This is a genomic window from Erythrobacter sp. HA7-11, assembly GCF_055693605.1.
On sequence record NZ_JBVFUF010000002.1, the window covers coordinates 2,804,991 to 2,826,063 of the forward strand.

Annotated in this window: 14 protein-coding genes, 1 tRNA gene and 3 pseudogenes; 7 read left to right on the forward strand and 11 right to left on the reverse strand. The window is 60.5% G+C overall.

Features of this window, described 5'->3' with window-relative positions; all coding sequences use genetic code 11:
- Window positions 1-438: 438 nt before the first annotated feature.
- A complete protein-coding gene (locus ACZ1GU_RS14375; protein ID WP_472648632.1) occupies window positions 439-876 on the forward strand; it encodes an ExbD/TolR family protein in 438 nt (145 codons plus the stop codon).
- A gap of 125 nt (window positions 877-1,001) precedes the next feature.
- Complete coding sequence (locus ACZ1GU_RS14380) at window positions 1,002-3,668, forward strand: DEAD/DEAH box helicase family protein (protein ID WP_472648634.1); 2,667 nt, start codon at window positions 1,002-1,004, stop codon at window positions 3,666-3,668.
- A 25-nt stretch (window positions 3,669-3,693) separates the two neighbouring features.
- Here the strand turns inward: ACZ1GU_RS14380 and ACZ1GU_RS14385 are convergent, their stop codons facing one another.
- The 5 genes and pseudogenes from ACZ1GU_RS14385 to ACZ1GU_RS14405 all read right to left on the reverse strand — a co-directional run bounded on the left by ACZ1GU_RS14385 (window position 3,694) and on the right by ACZ1GU_RS14405 (window position 9,778).
- Window positions 3,694-6,165, reverse strand: coding sequence for a ligase-associated DNA damage response DEXH box helicase (locus ACZ1GU_RS14385; protein ID WP_472648635.1), 2,472 nt, complete (start codon window positions 6,163-6,165; stop codon window positions 3,694-3,696).
- A gap of 58 nt (window positions 6,166-6,223) precedes the next feature.
- Window positions 6,224-7,063, reverse strand: a complete 840-nt coding sequence (locus ACZ1GU_RS14390; RefSeq protein ID WP_472648636.1) for a DUF2059 domain-containing protein — start codon at window positions 7,061-7,063, stop codon at window positions 6,224-6,226.
- A 118-nt stretch (window positions 7,064-7,181) separates the two neighbouring features.
- Window positions 7,182-8,596: pseudogene (gene pgmG, locus ACZ1GU_RS14395) on the reverse strand (phosphoglucomutase/phosphomannomutase PgmG).
- A 49-nt stretch (window positions 8,597-8,645) separates the two neighbouring features.
- Window positions 8,646-8,960, reverse strand: coding sequence for a J domain-containing protein (locus tag ACZ1GU_RS14400; protein ID WP_472648637.1), 315 nt, complete (start codon window positions 8,958-8,960; stop codon window positions 8,646-8,648).
- A 3-nt stretch (window positions 8,961-8,963) separates the two neighbouring features.
- Window positions 8,964-9,778 (reverse strand): annotated as a pseudogene (locus ACZ1GU_RS14405) (division plane positioning ATPase MipZ).
- A gap of 96 nt (window positions 9,779-9,874) precedes the next feature.
- On the opposite strand from ACZ1GU_RS14405, the gene panC reads away from it, so the two are divergent.
- The 5 genes from panC (at window position 9,875) to ACZ1GU_RS14430 (ending at window position 14,728) form a co-directional block, all read left to right on the forward strand.
- Window positions 9,875-10,729: a pantoate--beta-alanine ligase gene (panC, locus tag ACZ1GU_RS14410; RefSeq protein ID WP_472648638.1), complete on the forward strand. Its 855-nt coding sequence runs from the start codon at window positions 9,875-9,877 to the stop codon at window positions 10,727-10,729.
- A gap of 59 nt (window positions 10,730-10,788) precedes the next feature.
- Window positions 10,789-10,862, forward strand: a tRNA-Gly gene (locus ACZ1GU_RS14415).
- Between the two features lie 279 nt (window positions 10,863-11,141).
- On the forward strand, window positions 11,142-12,044 hold the full coding sequence (gene cysD / locus ACZ1GU_RS14420) for a sulfate adenylyltransferase subunit CysD (RefSeq protein WP_472648640.1): 903 nt from the start codon (window positions 11,142-11,144) through the stop codon (window positions 12,042-12,044).
- On the forward strand, window positions 12,044-13,960 hold the full coding sequence (gene cysN, locus ACZ1GU_RS14425; protein WP_472648641.1) for a sulfate adenylyltransferase subunit CysN: 1,917 nt from the start codon (window positions 12,044-12,046) through the stop codon (window positions 13,958-13,960). Before cysD ends, cysN begins: the two co-directional genes overlap by 1 nt.
- Before the next feature lie 27 nt (window positions 13,961-13,987).
- Entirely contained in the window at window positions 13,988-14,728 is a 741-nt protein-coding gene (locus tag ACZ1GU_RS14430; protein ID WP_472648794.1) for a 3'(2'),5'-bisphosphate nucleotidase CysQ, read from the forward strand.
- On the opposite strand, the gene ACZ1GU_RS14435 is transcribed toward ACZ1GU_RS14430, so the two are convergent.
- From ACZ1GU_RS14435 to petA, 6 genes and pseudogenes are all read right to left on the reverse strand, one after another.
- The gene (locus ACZ1GU_RS14435) at window positions 14,725-15,327 is read right to left on the reverse strand and encodes an OmpA family protein (RefSeq protein WP_472648642.1); all 603 of its coding nucleotides are present in this window, start codon (window positions 15,325-15,327) and stop codon (window positions 14,725-14,727) included. The genes ACZ1GU_RS14430 and ACZ1GU_RS14435 overlap by 4 nt on opposite strands.
- A 15-nt stretch (window positions 15,328-15,342) precedes the next feature.
- Window positions 15,343-17,248: pseudogene (locus ACZ1GU_RS14440) on the reverse strand (cation:proton antiporter).
- Window positions 17,249-17,333: 85 nt separating this feature from the next.
- On the reverse strand, window positions 17,334-17,870 hold the full coding sequence (locus ACZ1GU_RS14445; protein WP_472648644.1) for an adenine phosphoribosyltransferase: 537 nt from the start codon (window positions 17,868-17,870) through the stop codon (window positions 17,334-17,336).
- 96 nt (window positions 17,871-17,966) lie between these two features.
- Window positions 17,967-18,821 carry a cytochrome c1 gene (locus ACZ1GU_RS14450; RefSeq protein WP_472648646.1) on the reverse strand — a complete coding sequence of 285 codons (855 nt, stop codon included), beginning with the start codon at window positions 18,819-18,821 and terminating at the stop codon, window positions 17,967-17,969.
- 81 nt (window positions 18,822-18,902) lie between these two features.
- Window positions 18,903-20,267 carry a cytochrome b gene (locus ACZ1GU_RS14455; protein ID WP_472648647.1) on the reverse strand — a complete coding sequence of 455 codons (1,365 nt, stop codon included), beginning with the start codon at window positions 20,265-20,267 and terminating at the stop codon, window positions 18,903-18,905.
- Between the two features lie 45 nt (window positions 20,268-20,312).
- Window positions 20,313-20,894, reverse strand: coding sequence for a ubiquinol-cytochrome c reductase iron-sulfur subunit (gene petA, locus ACZ1GU_RS14460; protein ID WP_472648648.1), 582 nt, complete (start codon window positions 20,892-20,894; stop codon window positions 20,313-20,315).
- Window positions 20,895-21,073 lie beyond the last annotated feature (179 nt).

Below are 21,073 nucleotides of genomic sequence, written 5' to 3' on the forward strand. Positions count from 1 at the left end.
TTGTGTTCCGCAGCACATCCGTGCTGCGATATCCTCGCTCACGCGCCTTGCAGGCGCATCGCTGCGGACGCCCAGTCGGGCTTGCGAGGCCTTCGGCCTCGACCCATTCCAAACCAGATGGTTGCGGGCAAGGTTCTAGGTGCTCTGATATAGGCTTGGTCGCAGAACTCGGTCCGCCGCAGGACGGACCGCAAGGGCGTTTGCCCGCAGCGGCGCGAGACTTGTCCGCAGGCCGCGAAGAGATCGCGCTCGCGGATGCTAGCGCGGAACGGAAAAAGGTCTTCATTAGGCAACTTATTGGTTATGATATATAATACCAAGCAGGCTCCCGATCATTCCCGGGTCGAGGGCCGTAAAAGACCCGGCTCGGCCCGGCGCTTGGCGATCTGAAACTCTCGCTTGCCGCCGGGCCGAGCCGGGCCAAATAGGAGAGAGACGATGCCAAGAACAGTCCGCCGCCCTGATATGTATGCCAGCCGCAAAAGGCCAATGGGCGAAATGAACGTCACCCCCTTCATCGACATCCTACTGGTATTGGTCATCATGCTGATCCTCGCCGTGCCGGTCGCCAAGCACGCGGTCGTCGTCGAGCTGCCACCGCCGGGGCCAACAGGCGTCGCCAACAGCGACTTCAACACCGTCTTCATCGATGGCTCGGACCGCGTGTTCTGGAATGGTGAGGCTGTCTCTCGCAGCCAACTGCGTGCCAATATCGCCTACGCCAGCTCTTTGCCTGAAGAACCAACCTTACGGTTCGAACCCGCCGCGCTCGCAAGCTATGACACATCCGCGAGGACCATCGCGCTGATCAAGGATTCCGGCGCGAAAAAGTTCGCCTTTATCGGCAATCACGAGTTCGCGAGCTTTAATCGCTAGCAACCAAGAGCACGCCGCCGCACAGGTAGTCGCGCCCGAGCGGCGTGCTCAACCGCAAAGAACCTGATTGAAAGCAGGCAATTGCCTTTGCCGCGGTAGCGCGCGAAGGCGATAGACCGAGCGCCATGCTCGACCGCATGCACTTTTCGGGGACCTGGCGCGATTACCAGGCCCGGGCACTCGAAGAGATGGACCAACATCTTGGCGATGACCGCTTGCACGTAGTCGCTGCTCCCGGAGCGGGCAAAACCGTGCTCGGCCTCGAGATCGTGCGGCGCCTGGGCCGTCCCGCACTAATTTTTGCGCCCAGCCTCGCCATCCGCGACCAATGGCGTGAGCGTCTCACTCCGCTGTTCATGCCCGATCTGCCGTCCGACAAGGAGGTTTCGCGCGACCTCGCGGACCCGCGCACCTTGACACTTTCGACCTATCAATCGCTCGACAGTTTCCGGCGCGGTGATGAGCTCGACGCCCTGATCAAGCGCCTCAATATGCACGGCCCCTTCACCATGGTGCTCGATGAAGCGCACCATTTGCGCAAGGCCTGGTGGGATTGCCTCAATGCGCTCGCAAACCAATTGCACGATGTTCAGATCGTCGCGCTCACCGCCACGCCGCCCTATGATGCGAGCCTTGCCGAATGGAACCGCTATGAGGATCTGTGCGGTCCGATCGATCTCGAAATCGGCATCCCTGAACTGGTGCGCAATGGCGATCTCTGCCCGCATCAAGACCATCTGATCCTTTCAGAACCGACCGAAGAGGCGCTCGCTTTGCTCGACCGGAGGCGCAAGGCGATCAGCGATCTGCAAGTGGACCTATGCGCAGACGATGCGCTGCTCGATTGGCTTGCGGCGCAAAATTGGCTGACCGATCCCGACGCGCATATTGAAGCAATCCTCGATGCCCCCGAAATGCTCTCGGCGGTTCTGGTGATGCTGGGGTCTGCGGGACGAGACCTGCCCAAAGCGCCATTGGAGTTGCTCGGCGTCTCGGCGCGCGAATTACCGCTGCCCTCGCTGTTCTGGCTGGAGCGATTGCTCGACGGGCTGCTGTTCCAGCACAAAGAGGCTTTTCCGCTCGCAAAGGAACGCCGCGACACGCTTGAAAAACGCTTGCAACGCCACGGGCTGATTGAGGGCAAGCGGGTCCGCCTGCGGCACACGCGCTCGGTGTTCCGCCTGCTCGCATCCAGCCTCGGCAAGCTCGAAAGCATAACGGCGATCGCGCGGGCTGAGCAGGAAACGCTGGGCGACGATCTGCGCATGGTTGTGCTGTCGGATCATATCAGAGCGGGCGAGCTGCCGCGCAGCGCAGGCTCCGAGTTCAGTCCAGCCAAGCTCGGCGTGGTGCCGATATTCGAGACCTTGCGTCGCTCAGGCATCGCAGCCGACCGCCTTGCTATCCTGACGGGAAGTCTCGTTTTCGTGCCGCGCGCCGCCGAAGGCGCGCTGGCGCAGGTCATGGCGGAACTGGTCGTGAGCGCCGATGCGATCCGCCAAAAACCCGTCGCCGCCTGCCCCGGTCACCTTGAGCTGCAATCGGTGAGCGGCAACAGCGCTGACCTCACCCGGATCGTCACGGCACTATTCATGCGCGGTGACATCCGCATTCTGATCGGCACGCAGTCTTTGCTGGGTCAGGGATGGGATGCACCAGCGCTCAATAGCCTGATCCTCGCCAGCAACACCGCATCCTTCATGCTATCCAACCAGATGCGTGGGCGCGCGATCCGGATCAATCCGCAGGACGGCCAAAAGGTTTCAAACATCTGGCATCTCGCCACGATTGAGCCCGATCCTGACGGGCTCGCTGAGACTTTGGCGGGCTCGCTCGATTGGGGCGTGCTCAATGATCGGGGCGGCGTAGGCGATACCGATATTGGCGTGGTCGCGCGGCGCTTTCGAGCGTTTGAGTGCATTTCCAACGGAGCTTCCAACCTGATTGAAAGCGGAATTGGTCGGCTCGGCCTACGCCCCGATCTCAGCATTGAGCGGCAAAATGCGCTGGTGTTTGACCTCGCCCGAAACCGGTCTGGCACCGCCGAAAAATGGCAGCGCTCGCTGGGCGATGCGGCGGAGCGAGCGCAGGTGCGCGAGACGGCTGCGCCCAATTACGCGCCGCGAAAGTTGAGCTGGGCCGACACGCTGCAATCACTGGTCTGGACCGCCGGTGGCTCCGCCGCAGTGGCGGGAGCTGATCAGTTGCGCGGTGTCGCTTCGTTCGAAGGCTTGGGTCTGGTGGCGATGGGCGTGGCGGGCGCGGCCACCATCGCGACACTGCCCCGGCTTTTGAAGGCCGCACGCCTGACATGGCGCAACGGCTCGCTCGAAGGGAGCCTTCATGAAGTGGCGCGCACCGTCATAGAAAGCCTAGTGGCGGTCGAATATCTCTCCGAAGAAGAAGCGTCCCACGCTCGGATCGAGGTCAAACATGCGCTCGATGGCCGCAAGGATATCGTCGTCGCAGGGATCAGCCGCGCAGCCGAGCGCAGGGTCATGGAGTCGATCGCCGAGATCCTCGGGCCGGTGCAGAATCCGCGCTATTTGCTGGTGCGCACGTCATGGCTCGGCTTCATCGCGCGCAGCGATCACCATGCCGTGCCGGGCGTGTTTGGCGCGCATAAGGACAAGGCCGAGGCTTTCCACGCAATCTGGCAAAAGCGGATCGGCTCTTCAAAGCTGGTCTTCACCCGCAACAAGGAAGGTCGGCAGATTGTGCTGAGGGCGAGAATGCGGTCATTCGCAGCCGGATTTCAGCGTTCGGTGGATCGCAGGTCCGCGTGGCTATAGGCCGTTTGGGTCTAAGGCTGGCGCTCTAATCCACCTCGTCCAGCGGCGGTTCGACCCGCATCGCTTCGCCAGCAAGGCTCTCGGCCTCCAGCAGCAGCTCATCATCGACCGCGCCCTGCGGCACTGCCTCGCGCCCGATCATCGTCATCACCGGCACAGCGAGCGGAGACACCCGGTCGAGCTCGACATGCACCAGCTCGCGCTCCGAGCGTTCGAGCAAGTCTGCCAGCCGACCCACATCAGTCATCCGCGCGCGGGCATCGGCCCATGCCGCCTCGAGCAACACATGGTCAGGCTCGTATTTCTTGAGCACATCGTAAATGAGGTCGGTCGAAAAGGTGACCTGCTTGCCCGTCTTACGCTTGCCAGGATGCTGGCGTTCGACAAGCCCGCTGATCACCGCGACCTCGCGAAAAGCGCGGCGCAAAAGGTGCGATTCCTGCACCCATTCGACGAATTCGTGCGTCAATATGTCGGGCGACAGCAGCGGCGCAGGGTCTTTCACCGGACGCAGCCCCCACACGCCGAGCGAGTAATCGTTCGCGACAAAACCACCGGGTGCGAGGCCCAGCTCCTCCATCCGCCGCGTGATCAGCATGCCGAGCGATTGGTTCGCGTTCCACCCTTCGAACGTGTAATAGACGCTGTAATGCTTCTTCGCATGCGGGAAGCTTTCGACCAGCAGCTTGCCCGGCCCCGGCAATTCGCTGCGATAGTCCTGCACTTCGAGCCATTCGCGCACATCATCGGGAAAACGGCCCCAGCCCGCGCGGTCGGTCAGCAGCTCTTGCACCCGGCTGGCGAGATGCGTGGTGAGCGGTAGGCGCAAGCCGCCATAGCTCGGGATCGTGGCCGAGGATTTGGACGCGCGCACGATCAGGTCCATGTCCTTGAGGCTCTCAACCTCCAGGCTCATGCCAGCAAAGAAGAACGTGTCGCCAGGGGAAAGCTGGGCGGCAAACCGCTCTTCCACCTTGCCGAGCTGACGCCCGTTCTTGAAGCGCACCATCAGCATTTCAGCGTCGACGATGATCCCGGCATTCATCCGGTGGCGCTGCGCGTGCTGCGGATGCGTTAGCCGCCAGGTGCCGTCTTTGTCGCGCGTGATCCGCTTGAACTTGTCATAGGCCTTGAGCGCATATCCGCCGTTTTCGACGAAGCCCAGCACGCGCTGAAACGCGGTTTCATCGACCCAGGCGTAGGCGAGCGATGAGCGGATTTCAGCAAGCAAGTCATCCTCGCGAAATGGCCCGGCGCAGGCGCACGCCATAACATGTTGGGCGAGCACATCGAGCCCGCCTTCACGGAAATCCTCGCCGTCGCGCATGCCCTCATCGACCGCATCCTTGGCCGCGGTCGCTTCTAGGAATTCAAAGCGATTGCCGGGCACGAGCATGGCGCGGCTGGGCAGGTCGAGCCGGTGATTGGCGCGGCCAATGCGCTGGAGAAGCCGCGAGGAACCCTTGGGCGCGCCCATCTGCACCACGCAGTCGATATCGCCCCAATCGACGCCAAGATCCAAACTCGCGGTGCAAACCAGCCCGCGTAGCTCGCCCGCCGCCATCGCGCTTTCGACCTTGCGGCGCGCCTCTTTGGAAAGGCTGCCGTGATGCACGCCGATGGGCAGATTGTCCTCGTTCACCTCCCACAGGCATTGGAAAATGAACTCGGCGAGAAAGCGGGTGTTGGTAAAGACCAGGGTCGTGCGATTGGCCTTGATCTCCTCATAGAGCTGATCGACCGCCCAGCGTCCCGCATGCCCGCCCCACGGCACGCGCGCATCGACGGGGAGCAGGATCTCGACCTCGGCAGGCGCGCCCTCCTCGCCCAGCACCAGCTCGGCAGCCGCGATCTCACCCGTTCCATCCGCCGCTTGCGGCGCAAGCCATTCGCGGAACGCCAGCGGGTTGGCGAGCGTCGCCGAGAGAGCGACCCTCTGCATATCGGGCGCAAGTTTTTGCAACCGCGCGAGCGCGAGTGCGAGCAGATCGCCGCGCTTGCCGGTGGCGAAGGCGTGCACCTCGTCGATCACGACGCGCTTCAGGGTCGAGAACAGTTCAAAGCTCTCCGGATAAGAGAGCAGTAGCGAGAGGCTTTCGGGCGTCGTCAGCAGGATATGCGGCGGCTTGGTCCGCTGCCGCTTCTTGGCATCGGAGGATGTGTCGCCGCTGCGCGTCTCGACCCGCACATCCAGCCCGATCTCGTCAATCGGGGTGAGCAGGTTGCGCTTCACATCATGCGCGAGCGCCTTGAGCGGTGAGACATAGAGCGTGTGGAGGCCATCATGCGGCTCGGCCCCGTCCAACTTTGACGGCGCGAAGTCAGCCAGCGTCGGGAGAAACCCGGCGAGCGTCTTACCTGCGCCGGTATCGGCAACCAGCAGAGCGTGATTGCCCGCCTCGGCCTGTGCCAGCATATCGAGCTGGTGCCGACGCACACGCCAGCCGCGCGCATCGAACCATGCTTGGATTTCAGGGGGAAGTTCAGGCGTCGTCACACCTCATCAGATGGCGATTGCAACACGATGCTGCAACCAAGGCCCGATCGCGCACCGCCTACTGCGCGTCGTCCTCAATGACTTCATATGTATCGTTGTATTCACCGGCGGGCTGGTTCGCTTGCAGATCTTGCGTGCTTACGCCCAACAGGTCAGCCAAGCGCGATTGCTCTGCTTCGCTCAGCTCGGAGAACTTGCGGCCTTGGGGATATTGCTCGACGATTTGCTGGATGCTGCCCATCATGTCGGGCATGCGCTCCATCATCGCGGGCATCATCTCGTTCATCGCTGCCATCACTTGCGGATCCGCATAGATCAGGAAGCTTTCCGCCGCGTATTTGCTGCCCACCGGGGTTGAGAAATAAGCGTTCATGTCGGCCAGCTCAGCTTGCGTGAAGCGCACCGCATAGGCGCGGGCGAGGCCGGCGCGATAGGACGGTTCGATCTCAGCAACGATTTCCGTGATGAGGTTGATCGTCATGTCACCGACCGCCTTGTTGCGCTCGGCACCGTTTGGATCAAGCAATTGCGCAGCTTCGGTCAACTTGGCGTCGTCGACACCTGCTAGATCAAAAGGACTAAGGCCGGTCGCCTGGCCCACTGTCATCGCCGGGCCTCCAAGCGCGCCACCAAACATGCTTTCGAACATCGGACGCATCGTCTCGTCCATCATCTTAGCGTAGGTGCCCTCAGGAAACAGCTTGGTCACGACGAGTTTGGCTGCGGGAACGCGCGCTTCCTGCTCGGCGGTCAGCGGATCGACCGCGCCAAACATGTCACCGAACATATTGCCCAAAGCTTCGAACTCAGCCGCGCTTGGCTCATCCTGCGCAGTGGCAGGAGCGGCGGTGAAAGCGAGCGCAATACCCGATGCGGCGGCGATCAAAGTCTTTTTCATGGTGAGGGTCCCCTTGAATTTCATAAACTGGATGATGGTCTATCCGCCTGCGCCTTGCCAGTCCTTTAACTGCTGCAAATCGGGGCAGGGGCAGGATGGAGGCTGCACATGCTTGGGCTTAGTGACCAACGCTTTCCCCGCGTTCGAGTCCTGACAGGGCAAGCTGCTCGTCAATTTGCGCGATCAGCCGCTCGAGCCCTTCTTCAGTGTCGCTTTCCGCGCGCGCGACCAGCACATCCTGCGTGTTCGAAGCGCGCAGCAGCCACCAGCCATCCTTCGTGTTCACGCGTACGCCGTCGGTCGCATTGACCCCATCAACGCCGGGGCCGGGATTGGTCGTCATCCGCTCGCTAATTTCGGTCATCGCGGGGAACTTGCGCGCCTCATCGACCTGAAACCGCATTTCCGGCGTGTTGAGCATATCGGGCATCGCGCTGCGCAATTCGGTCACAGATTTTCCGAGTCGCGCAGAGGCCGCGATCAGGCGAATTCCAGCATACAGAGCGTCATCGAAACCGTAATATGTGTCGGCGAAGAAGACATGACCGCTCATTTCTCCGGCCAATGGCGAGCCTGTTTCCTTCATTTTGGACTTAATCAGCGAGTGCCCGGTCTTCCACATCAGCGGCTCGCCGCCATGCGCTGCCACATGATCGAACAAAGCGCGGCTCGCTTTCACGTCGGCGATAATCGTCGCATTCGGGTGTGTTTTCAGCACATCTTCGGCATAGATCATCAGCAATTGATCGCCCCAGATCACCCGGCCTTCACCGTCAATCGCGCCGATCCGGTCGCCATCTCCGTCGAAAGCCACTCCAAAATCGAGGTTCTTTGCCGCGACCAGCTCGCGCAAATCGGCCAGGTTGGCTTCAACGGTTGGATCGGGATGGTGGTTTGGAAAATGTCCATCGACTTCAGTGAAAAGCAGGTGATGCTCCCCCGGCAGCTGCGCGGTCAGCGCCTCGAGCGCGGGCCCGGCTGCTCCATTTCCTGCGTCCCATCCAACCTTGAGGTCAGCGAGGGCTCCCCCTCAATCTCGGTGAGATCAGCGAGCATCCGCTCGACATACTCGCCGAGGATATCGCGCTTGCTGACCTCCCCGTTTCCGTCCGCCCATTGTCCGGCGGCAGCTCTTTTGCCGAGCGCCTGGATGTCCTCCCCGAAGAAGGGACGTCCCTGGAATACCATCTTGAAGCCGTTGTAATTGGCGGGATTGTGGCTGCCAGTTATCTGTATGCCGCCGTCAATCTCTTCGCTTGAGGCTTCGGCGTAATAGAGCATCGGCGTCGCGCTCATGCCGATGGTCACGACATCGCAGCCACTGGCGGTAAGTCCTTCGACCAAAGCGTGTTCGAGCATGGGTGAGCTGACCCGACCGTCATAACCGACCGCGACCGTCTTCCCGCCAGCCTCGCGCAGCATGCTGCCGAAACTGCGCCCGATGGCGCGCGCATCATCCGCCCCCAAAGTCTCGCCGATAATGCCGCGAATATCGTATTCGCGCAGGACTGTCGGATCGAATTGGTGGTTCATCGTGTTTGCCTCGTTTCGGTGGGGGCTGAGCCGCACCGGCATGAAAGTCTTACTCGCTGGGCGGATCGTCTTGCTTGGTGACAGGCTCGGGCAGCTCTTCAAACAAAAGATCGCGCGCGGCATCTGCTTCGTGCACCTGTTGCGCAGTCCCACCCCGGTCGGGATGGACCTTGGCAAGCTGGCGTTTGTGCGCGGCGGAAATCTCTTCGCGGGTCGCGTTCTCGCGCACGCTCAAGAGTTTGCGCGCCTTGAAGATCGCCTGAGCGCGCGTCGTCGGCCCCTTGGCCAGATCCCACGGCCATTTGCCAAACGCCCAGCGGAACATGACACACAGGATCACCAGCAGGATCACAATTTTCAGCATGGATCAGGCAAACTCCAGATTGGATTGACCGCGCTCGAAGTCTGGCAGATTCAGCGATTTAAGCAAGGATCGCAGCTCTTGCCGCGCGACCAGATGGCTGGTGCCGAGCTCGCCCAGATGCCCCTTGTCGAGCAGGGTCAGGCCAGACGGGAACAATTCGCGGTAGATCACCCTTTCAGAAAGCCCTTGTGCAACCCGAAAGCCGACCCGTTTGGACATCTCTTTGAGCGCGCCCTCGATCCGCGCCATATTGCGCGCTTCGACATGGCCGGTGCGGTTGCGCACCACCACCCAGTCCATCTCGGGCCGCTTGCCTGCCAGTGTTGCGCGGCTGCGCTTCAATCGCGCTTCCCAGATCAGCTCGGCAAAGAACGACAGTTTCTTCACCTTGAACGTCTCGGAATCGACCTGCCCGATGAGGTCGAAATCGACGAAGCTGTCATTCATCGGTGTCACAAGCGTATCGGCGTTCTCCGCCGCCGCACGCGCCAGCGGATCATCGCGGCCCGGATTGTCGATCACCAAAAAATCGCAGTCCTTTTCCAGCCGGTCTATCGCGACCAGTAAAGAGGAATCGCTGCGCCCCTTGAACACTTCGCAAGCCGGCGTGGGCAGGTTGACACCGCGCCGCTCTGTACCGTCGCCCGCCGGTTTTCCAGATAGCGGTCCATCGTGCGCTGGCGCGGATCGAGATCAATCGCGGTCACGCGCGCGCCAAGATAAGACAGCGCCACCGCGATATGCACCGCCGTGGTCGACTTGCCCGTCCCGCCTTTTTCATTGGCAAAAACGATGCGATGTGCCGTTTTTTCCGCCATTCGCTTAGTCTATCCCCATTACCGCCGGTTGCGCTACTGTGGCATGTCAGCCAGCGGCTAATCATACACCATCGCGCATACCGAAAGGGCAAAGACGTGCAAACCGCAACAACGCTCGATATGTTGAGAAAATCACTCGCAGGGCTGCGCCATGATGGGTCGCGGATCGCGATGGTGCCGACCATGGGCGCCTTGCACGAAGGACATCTGACCCTGATGCGCGCCGCGCGCGATCAGTGCGATCACGTGGTCGCGTCGATTTTTGTGAATCCGACACAATTTGGCGAGGGCGAGGACCTGGATGCCTATCCGCGCCAATTGGCGGAGGATTCGGCCATGCTGGAGGCTGAAGGTGTGGCGCTGTTATGGGCACCAACAGTCGAGGCGATGTATCCCAGCGGTTTCGCCAGCAGCATCTCTGTCAGCGGCGTGAGCCAAGGGTTTTGCGGCGCGGACCGTCCGGGCCATTTTGACGGCGTGGCCACCGTCGTTTGCAAGCTGTTCAACCAGGTTCAGCCCGACATGGCGTTCTTTGGCGAGAAAGACTGGCAGCAGCTCGCCGTTATTCGCACCATGGCGCGCGATCTCGATCTCACCGCGCCGCATGTGGAGCAGATCATCGGAGTGCCGACCGTGCGAGAAGCTGATGGCTTGGCGATGTCGAGCCGCAATCGCTATCTCTCCGAAGAGAACCGCACCGCTGCCGCCACGCTTCCCCGCGCGATGAAGGAGGCGATCGCGCGGATCGAAGACGGGCAGGAAGCCGGACCGACACTCGCCGCGTTGGAGGACGAATTGCTCGGCGCCGGTTTTTCAAGCGTGGATTATGCCGCGCTTGCCGATGCCATGTCGCTTGCCCAGCTTGACGCCTTGGGGGATGCGCCTGCCCGGCTGCTTGTAGCCGCCCGCATCGGCGGTACGCGGCTGATCGACAATATGGCGGTCGGCTGAGTGTTTATTTCACGTTGACCAATGCCCACATATAATGCCAAAGGCGCGTGCCTGAGCGGGCGGGTATAGCATAGTGGTAATGCTCCAGCCTTCCAAGCTGGCTAGAGGGGTTCGATTCCCCTTACCCGCTCCAAAGCTTCTCCATATCGTTGGCCATCTGGCGTAAAGGGGTTCGATTGTCCTCGCTTCGCTCGTTCGTCTGCGACTCCCCCTTACCCGCTCCAGAGATTGTGCTCGCTCACGCCCATTCCCAAGCCACCCGCGCCCTCCACCCTTCCACCCGGATAGTGTCCCGGTAGGCTCCGGGTGGAAGGGTGGAGGGCGCGGGTGGCACGGCACGCAAACGAAACATGCCACCTGCAAAACCAAAACTTTGTGTTTTTTAGGCCGTCCGCGCATTAGCTGGCCCTGCATGCGCACTTTGACTCATCTTGAGCGGCTCGAAGCCGAGAGCATTCATATCTTCCGCGAAGTCGTGGCAGAGACCGAAAACCCGGTCATGCTCTATTCGGTCGGCAAGGATTCGTCCGTAATGCTGCATTTAGCGCGCAAGGCATTTTATCCTGCGCCGCCGCCCTTCCCGATGCTGCATGTCGCGAGCGGATGGGACTTTCAGGCGCTGCTCGATCACCGCGACAAGACGATTAAGGAATATGGGCTTGAGCTTATCGTTGCGCAAAACGAGCAGGCGCAAGAGCAAGGCATCAACCCGTTTGACACTGGCAGCGCGCTCTACAGCCAGGCGCAATTGACCGATCCCTTGAAAGCCGCGCTGACCAAGCATGGCTTCGACGCCGCGTTCGGCGGGGGTCGCCGCGATGAGGAAAAGGCGCGCGCGAAGGAACGCGTGTTCAGCTTCCGCACCGCCTCGCATCGCTGGGACCCAAAGAACCAGCGTCCGGAGCTATGGAACCTGTACAATTCCAAGAAGGCCGATGGAGAGAGCATTCGCGTCTTCCCAATCAGCAATTGGACCGAGCTTGATATCTGGCAATATATCGCGCTCGAAAAGATCGACATCGTGCCGCTTTATTTCTCTACTCCGCGCCCCACGGTTGAGCGCGACGGCATGCTGCTGGTCGTGGATGATGATCGCTTCCGTCTGGAGCCGGGCGAAGAGCCGGTCGAACGCTCGGTTCGTTTCCGCACGCTCGGCTGCTATCCGCTGACCGGAGCCACAGAGAGCGACGCGACAGATATGAACCTGATCATTCAGGAAATGCTGCTTGCCACCGGGTCAGAACGACAGGGGCGCGCGATCGACAAAGGGCAATCGGCTTCGATGGAAGACAAGAAGCAAGAGGGGTACTTCTGATGAATACGCCTCACCCTTCGTTCGAAACCGACGCGCTGATCGCCGAGGATATCGACGCCTATCTCTTGTCGCATCAGCACAAAAGCCTGCTGCGCTTCATCACCTGCGGCAGCGTGGATGATGGCAAATCGACCCTGATCGGGCGGCTGCTTTACGATTCCAAGATGATCTTCGAAGATCAGCTCGCCGCACTCGAAAGCGACAGTGTAAAGCACGGCACACAAGGCGAAGAGATCGACTTTGCTCTGCTGGTCGATGGCCTCGCTGCCGAGCGCGAACAGGGCATCACGATCGACGTCGCTTATCGCTTTTTCACGACCGAAAAACGCAAATTCATCGTCGCCGATACGCCGGGGCACGAGCAATATACGCGCAATATGGTCACAGGTGCGTCGACCGCTGACCTCGCCGTGATCCTGGTCGATGCGCGCAAAGGCGTGCTTGAGCAGACGAGGCGGCACTCGTTCCTCACGCATCTGCTCGGCATCAAGCATTTGGTGCTGGCGGTGAACAAGATGGACCTCGTCGATTACGATCAGGGGCGTTTTGATGAAATCGTCGCGGACTACGAGGCTTTCGCCGAGCAGATCGGCATTGAGCGCTTCACCGCGATTCCGATTTCGGGCTTCAAGGGCGACAACATCACCAACGCCCCGTCGGCCAACACGCCGTGGTACCATGGGCCGTCGCTGATCCATCACCTTGAGTCCGTCGAGCTCGCGAACACCGCCGCGCAGGAGCGTAGCTTCCGCATGCCGGTGCAGTGGGTAAATCGTCCGAACCTGGATTTCCGCGGCTTCACCGGTCAGATCGCGAGCGGGCGCATAAAGTCCGGCGATCCGGTGCGGATCGTCCCTGCGGGCAAGACCAGCACGGTCAAAGAGATTGTGACGTTTGATGGTAATCTCGACGAAGCGGTGGCGGGCCAGTCGGTCACCATTACGCTCACCGACGAGGTGGATTGCAGCCGCGGCGATGTGATCGCGGCAGCGGGCGATCCGCCCGAAGCATCCGACCAATTCGAAACCACATTGGTGTGGATGGACGAGACCGCGCTGAAGCCGGGCCGTGCCTATTGGCTCAAAATCGGCAGCCAGATGGTAAGCGCCACCATCGCTGAGCCGAAATACGAGATTTGCATCAACCGGTTTGAGCATCTCGCGGCCAAAACGCTGGAGCTCAACAGTATTGGCGTGGCCGAGTTGCGCACGGACCGTCCGATCACTTTTGAACCGTATGAAACCAGCCGCGCGCTCGGCGGCTTCATCCTCATCGACAAATTCACCAATGCAACAGTTGGCGCTGGAATGCTGCATTTCAGCCTGCGCCGCGCGCAGAATGTGCATTGGCAGCCGACAACGATCACGCGTGACGATCACGCTGGCCTGAAGAACCAAAAGCCGCGCGTGCTGTGGTTCACTGGACTTTCGGGCTCGGGGAAATCGACGATCGCTAATGAGGTTGAAAAGCGTCTCTCGCTGATGAACCGGCACACCTTCCTGCTCGACGGTGACAATGTGCGCCACGGTCTGAACAAGGATTTGGGTTTTACCGAGGCTGACCGGATCGAGAATATCCGCCGGATCGGCGAGGTTGCGAAGCTGATGGCGGATGCGGGCCTTATCGTGCTCACCGCGTTCATCTCGCCCTTCCGCGCGGAACGACGCATGGTGCGCGAGATGCTGCCCGAGGGTGAGTTCATCGAAATCTTTGTCGACACGCCGCTGGAAGTCGCCGAACAACGCGATGTGAAAGGGCTCTACAAAAAGGCGCGCGAAGGCGAGCTCAAGAACTTCACCGGGATCGACAGCCCCTACGAGGAACCGGAAGCAGCTGAAATCCGCGTCAACACGGTGGAGATGACGGTCGAAGAGGCTGCCGATCACATCATTCAAGCGATTATGCCCCTGAAGTAAGGCAACGCAATGACCGATCCCCAGTCCATGACCGACGGCGAGTTCGCCGCACATCTCGCCGAAGCAGCGGGACGCATCGCGATGCAAGTTCGCGCGGACGGATTGCTTCAGGGCAAAGCCTTGGGCGATGCAGGCGACGCTACTGCCAATCAATTCCTGTGCCATGCGATCCGTTCGGCAAGACCCGATGACGGCCTGCTATCCGAAGAAGAGAGAGACGACACGGCGCGCTGTTCGCAAAGTCGCGTCTGGATCGTCGACCCGGTCGATGGGACGCGCGAGTTTAGCGAAGAGCGCAGCGATTGGGCGGTGCATGTCGGACTATCGGTAGACGGTGTGGCAAAGGTAGGAGCGGTCGCTCTGCCCGATCTTGATGGCGGAACTGTGCTGCGATCAGATCAGGTTTCGCCGCTGCCAGAGCCTGCGACCAAGCCGCGCCTCGTGGTCAGCCGCACGCGGCCAGCAAAGGAAGCGGTCGCGCTCGCTGAAGCCATCGGCGGCGAGCTGATTGGCATGGGCAGCGCCGGGGCCAAGGCGATGGCCGTGGTGCGCGGCGAAGCGGAAATCTATCTGCATTCAGGCGGTCAGTACCAGTGGGACAATTGCGCGCCTGTCGCGGTCGCCGCTGCGCATGGGCTGCATTGCTCGCGGATTGATGGATCGCCGATGGTTTACAACACCGAAGACACCTATTTGCCCGATCTGTTAATTTGCCGCCCCGAATGGGCTGAAAGAGCTTTAGATCTAGTCGCTAGCCTTAAAGACTAGTCTTCGGCGTTCCCTTCATTTCGAGAAACGTTTTCAGCCTCAGTGCCGCCTCGTACATTGACGCGCACTTCGACCCTGCGATTGGCCTCACGGCCCGCTTCATTCGGTTCGCCATTGGGCAGCGCGTTTGGTTCGACCGGGTTCTGTTCGCCAAAGGCGATCACGCGAATGCGGCCTTCGGCAATGCCGTTTTCGACCAGCCAATCGCGCACGGCTTCGGCACGGGCCAGAGATGCGCGTTCGTTTACCGCATCGCTCCCGCCAGCATCGCTATGACCGCCGACCACGATCGGAAGGCCTAGCTTGGTCTGTTCTGCCGCGATCATGCCCTGCAATGCCTCGACAGCCTTAGCGCTGAGATCGCCCCCGCCATCAGGAAAACCGATCGTCACATTGAGCGGTTCCAGTGTCGGCTCTGCAGCCTCTGGCTTTTCAACCTCAGGGCGCAGGATTGAAACGGCTTCCTCGCCATTCTCCCCCTCGCCCTCTGCCGTCGCAGCTTCGGTTGGCTCATCGGCAGGCGCGCTGTCTTGTGCGCCGCTGCACGCTGCCAAAGCGCCCGCAAAAGCCAATGCTACCACACCCGATATCGTCCGCATTCTCATCCTCTAATCTTACGCCGTTTGCGGTCCTGGATTGCGCCCAGCCTCTTTCGCCGCCTCTTTGGCCTTTTCCTTTTCAGCCCGTTTCGCCGCCCGTTCTTCGGGGCTCTTCAATGAAGGCGGGGTGAAGGAAATGATCGTGTCGCCAGCGCGCGGCTCTGGCAGGGCAGCGTGTGTGAAGAAACGCAAAGTCCCGCTTTCACGGATCAGCAGCAGCATATTCGCGCTGTCCGGCAACTTGTCCTGTGCGTCCTCGAAATTGAACTCGTCTGACAGCTTGGTCTTGCGGAATACCCAGCCCTGCTGTTGCCGCTCGTTGATGTCGGACACACCAAACCCGCTCTTAAACAGAGCGCGGCCACGGATCGATTCGGGCAGCGCGCTCTTGTCATCCTCATCTGCGCTTTCACCCAGCTGATATACCGAATCGCGCCCGATCTCATGCGCGAATTCATTGCATACGAGCGCATTGTAAGCCTCGTTATCGGTCGCTGCGACCAGCACCTGAAACGGCGCCAGATCTAGGTTGTGCTCGGTCGCTTCGTTGAGAATCTCGCCGTGATAGAACGGGAGACCCTCGCGCCGGGCAGCGCCCAGACGCTGCCAGCTGGGATCGACAATCATCACAGGTGTCTTGAGCGCCTGCATCTCTTTGGCAAGGGCGATGGTCCATGGCGTTGCACCTACGATCAGCAGACCGGGGCGCGATTCTCCCTTCACTCCGAGAAGTTTCGCCGCGATGTCGACGGTAAATCCGTGCGCGAGAATGGTCGCAACGACTACTGCAAAGCTCAGGCCGATCAGGACGTTGCCGTCGCTATAGCCGAGATCGGCGAGCCGCAGCGCGAACAGGCCCGAAATCGCCACCAGCACGATGCCGCGCGGGGCAATCCAAGCGACGAAAAACCGCTCGTTCCATGGCATGTTTGTGCCAAGCAGGCTCAGCAGCACCGTGAGCGGACGGACGAGGAACAGCAGCACCAAAAGGAAAGCGAGGAAGCGCCAGTTGAGATATTCCAAATCGCTGACCTGCAGGCTGGACGCGAGCACGATGAAGATGCCGGAGACCAGCAGGATCGCGATATTCTCTTTGAACGGGTGGATCGAGCGAATGCTGCTGACCCCCATATTGGCCAGCGCGACACCCATTACGGTTACCGCGACGAGGCCCGCTTCATGCTCGATCTTGTTGGTGAGCACGAACACGCCGATCACGGTGGTGAACAGGACGGGGACTTTGAGAAATTCAGGGATCGCGCCGCGCGGGAAGAGGAACCCAATGAGGCGCGCGTACCGCATAGCCGATCAGGCCGGCGAACACAGCTGCGATGATAAGTGGCGGGACGACTTCGACCAATGAAGCGCCGGGATTTTCGGCGATCTTGCGGAAATACTCATAGGCGATCACTGCGCAGAGCGCGCCGGTTGGGTCGTTGACGATGCCCTCCCATTTGAGCACCGACGCAGGCCTGGTCTGGATATTGGATTGCCTCAGCAACGGGATCACCACTGTCGGTCCTGTCACGATCAAGATCCCGCCAAACAGAATCGCGACCGGCCACACCAGTCCGGCAATGTAGAAACCCGCCGCCGCGCCCAACGCCCAGCCGATGAGGACGCCGACCGTGGCGAGCCGGATCACAGCTTGTCCGGAATGGCGCAGCTCACGGTAATCGAGGCTCAATCCGCCTTCGAACAGGATCAGCGCAACACCAATCCCGATCATTGGCTCGAGCAGGTCGCCGAAGGCAGCCTCAGGGTCGAGCAGGCGGAAACCGAGTTCGCCCGCCACCGGTCCAGCGAGGAAACCCGCCGCCAGCATCAGCACAATCGCAGGCCAACCCGTGCGCCAGGCGATCCACTGAGCGCCAATGCCGAGAACACCAATCGTGGCAATTACAAGAGCTTGTGAGTCCATCAGCTCAGATCATTGGGCCATAATTGCATGACAGTCGAGCGTTTGAGCGCAGAAAGAGTTCCCGCCTGCAAAAGCAGCCGCCTGCTCAATCGCCCTCGAAGTCGATCAATGTGCGCACTTCAACGCTCTCGGCCCGCAAAGCAGTAGCGCCGCCAAGGTCAGGCAAATCGATCACGAACAGGGCGTGTTCGACGCTCGCTCCCGCCCGTCGCAGCAATTTGGCCGCCGCAATTGCCGTGCCGCCGGTGGCGATCAGATCATCGACGATCACCACGCGCTCGCCTGGCTCGACTGCTGCCGGGTCCATCTCCAAGCGGTCGCTCCCATATTCGAGCGCATAGTCGATCCCGATCGTCTCCACCGGCAGTTTGCCTGGCTTGCGCACAGGCACAAAGCCGACACCCATCTCGACCGCGACCGCTGCGCCGAAGATGAAGCCGCGCGCTTCCATGCCAGCGATCTTCTGCGCTCCGGCTGCACGGGCCATATCAGCAAGGTGCCGTACGCTCGCCGCCAATCCTTGCGGATGGCCGATCAAGGTCGTGATGTCGCGGAACTGGATCCCGGCCTTGGGAAAATCGGGAACCGTGCGGATCAGCGCGCGAAGGTCTTGCGGGGTCATTGAGCGGGCTCCCTAAATCAGCTGGCGAAATGAAAAACGCCCCACCATCGCGATTGGATGGCGGGGCGATTAATTATTTCTCGCAATCAGCGATGCTTATTTCTTCTTCTCGGCCTTTTTGGCGGCCCAGACCTGCTTGTATGACAGGTATGCGAGAGCCGTACCGAACAGCAGGAAGATCAGCACCGGCCAGCCGGTCTGCTTGCGCTTGATCAGGCTCGGCTCAGCCGTCCAGGTAAGGAAGGCGGCAACGTCAGCCGACATCTGATCGATCGTCGCTTCGGTGCCGTCTGCATAGTCGACCTGCCCGTCGATCGAGATCGGTGGGGCCATGGCGATGTTCACATTGGAAAAGTACTTGTTGAAGTAGAGGCCCGTTGGGGTCTCGAACTTGGGATTTGCAGCGAGAAGTTCCGGATCGGGCTCGCCATATCCAGAGATCAGCGAGTAGACGTAGTTCGTTCCGTCTTTGCGCGCCTTCGTCATCAGCGAGAGGTCTGGCGGCAGCGCGTTGTTGTTCGCCGCAGCGGCCTGAACATCGTTCGCATAAGGCGACGGGAAGCGATCAGTCGGCTTGCCCGGCACGCGGGTATCTTCGCCAGTGACCGGATCGATGCCGGGGACCATCCAGTCTGCAGCTTCGGCCTGAACCTCCGCTTCGGTGTAGCCGATTTCAGCCAGATTGCGGAACGCGACGAATTTCAGGCTGTGACAAGCGGCACAAACTTCTTTGTAAACCTGATAGCCACGCTGAAGCTGAGCGTAATCCCAATTGCCCAATGGCCCTTCAAACGAGAACCCGCCTTCCGGACTGATCGGCTTTTCCTTGAAAGCATAATAGGCCGGTTTTTCCGGCGGGGCATAATTGATCGCGCCGGGCAGCAGCGACCAGAAAAACAGGACGCCAACCAATCCGAGGCCCGCAATTATCGCTCCAAGACGAATGCTCATACGCTAAACTCTCTATTCCCTTCGGCCATTATCCTTGGCCAATTCGGGTGGCCCGGTTGCCCCTGACCACCCCTAATCGGTTTACTCAGCCGGTTGCGGTTCGCCGCCGGGAAGCCCCTTGACCGCCGACTGCGGATCTTCTCCGCCGCCATCGGTTCCGCCTGGCACATCCTTGTTGCCGGTGACCGCTTCCGTGATGGAGTACGGCAGCGGCTTCGGCACTTCGATCTGGCTCACGATCGGCAGGATCACGAGGAAGTGCAGGAAGTAGTAGGCTGTCGCGACCTGGCTCAGCAGAACGTAAGGTTGCTCTGCCGGCGCGCCGCCTGCGATGAACAAAGCGATCATGCAGGGGATGAAGCCAAACCAGAAGAACTTCTTGAACAGCGGGCGATAGTGGCCGGAACGCACCGGGCTCTTGTCGAGCCACGGCAGCACGAACCACAGCAGGATCGAACCGAACATTGCGATCACGCCCAGCAGCTTCGCTTCGATCAGGACGATCGAGGTGAACGGAATAGTAAGATCGTCGGTGAAGGCGCGCAGGATCGCGTAGAACGGCAGGAAGTACCACTCAGGCACGATCAGCGCTGGCGTCGATAGCGGGTTCGCCTCGATGTAGTTGTCCGGGTGGCCGAGCATATTCGGCAGGAAGAACACCATGAAGAAGAAGGCGATCAGGAAGATGCCAAGGCCAAAGCCGTCCTTCGCAGTGTAGTAGGGGTGGAATGGAACCGTGTCGCTTTCCTTCTTCACCTCAATGCCGGTCGGGTTCGAAGAGCCCGGAATGTGCAACGCCCAGATGTGCAGAATGACTACACCGGCGATCACGAACGGCAGCAGGAAGTGCAGCGAGAAGAAGCGGTTCAAGGCGGCGTTATCCGGCGCAAATCCGCCGACCAGCCACACTTGCAGCGGCTCACCGATGAACGGGATCGCCCCGAACAGTCCGGTAATCACTTTCGCGCCCCAGAAGCTCATCTGGCCCCATGGCAGCACGTAACCCATGAACGCGGTTGCCATCATCAACAGGAAGATGACCACGCCGAGCAGCCAGATCATCTCGCGCGGCGGCTTGTAGCTGGAGTAATAAAGGCCGCGGAAAATGTGCAAATACACCACGATGAAGAAGAAGCTCGCGCCGTTGGCATGGGCATAGCGCATCAGCCAGCCCCAATTGACATTGCGCATGATGTGCTCGGTCGTCGCGAACGCCACATCCGTGTGCGCCGCGTAATGCATCGCCAAGATCACACCGGTGACAATCTGCAACATCAGGCAGAAGCCGGCGAGCACGCCGAAATTCCACATGTAGTTCAGGTTGCGCGGAACCGGATAACCGGCCCCGACTGCGTTATAAACCAGCCGCGGCAATGGCAGCTTTTCATCCAGCCACTTGGTGAAGCCGGTTTGCGGTTCGTATTGTTTTGCCCAGGCGAAGCTCATGGCGTTCTCTCGTGAGTGTTCAACAGATATTCAAGTTACGAAACATCACCCTACACGGATGACGGTGTCGGATGTGAAGGCGAACTCCGGCACTTCCAGATTGGTTGGCGCCGGGCCCTTGCGGATCCGGCCTGCCGTGTCGTAGTGCGAGCCGTGGCATGGGCAGAAATAGCCGCCATACTCGCCCTTGTTCTCACCCTCGGCAGCGCCCAGCGGCACGCAGCCAAGGTGGGTGCAAACGCCCATAGTGACGAGGATGTCTTCGTTACCCTCGCCAAGGCGTTCTTGGAGTGTTTGCGCGTCGCGCAAGCTGCTCGCATCAACCGCATTGGCTTCTGCAATTTCTTCCTGCGTCAGGCGCTTTACGAAGAGCGGCTGTTTGCGGAACACCGCCTTGATGCTCTGGCCCGGCTGGATCGCGGAAACGTCGACGTCAGTGGTGCTTTCTGCAAGCACGTCTGCCGAAGGAGCCATTTGTGTGACCATCGGGAGAACCGCAAAGGTTGCGCCGACACCAGCCGTGCTGAGCGCGGCAATGTGGATCCAGTCGCGGCGACGTACGCCCTCGCCTGTTTCGGTTGTATCTGCGTCGCCCTGTGCGGTTGCAGCGGCAGTTGCATCAGCCATTTGTCAAACCCTGCTTTTATACGCCGCAATGCAAACTCATATGCGGCCTTCGAAATCGTTGGTCTTTAAGCGTTGCGAAGTTGAGAAGGTCTGAGACCAAGCATAGTTGATCGTCCATACCTGCGAAAATCGCACCGCCAGTTGTGCGCGCTACTAGCCAGATTGCTCGGTGATTCCAA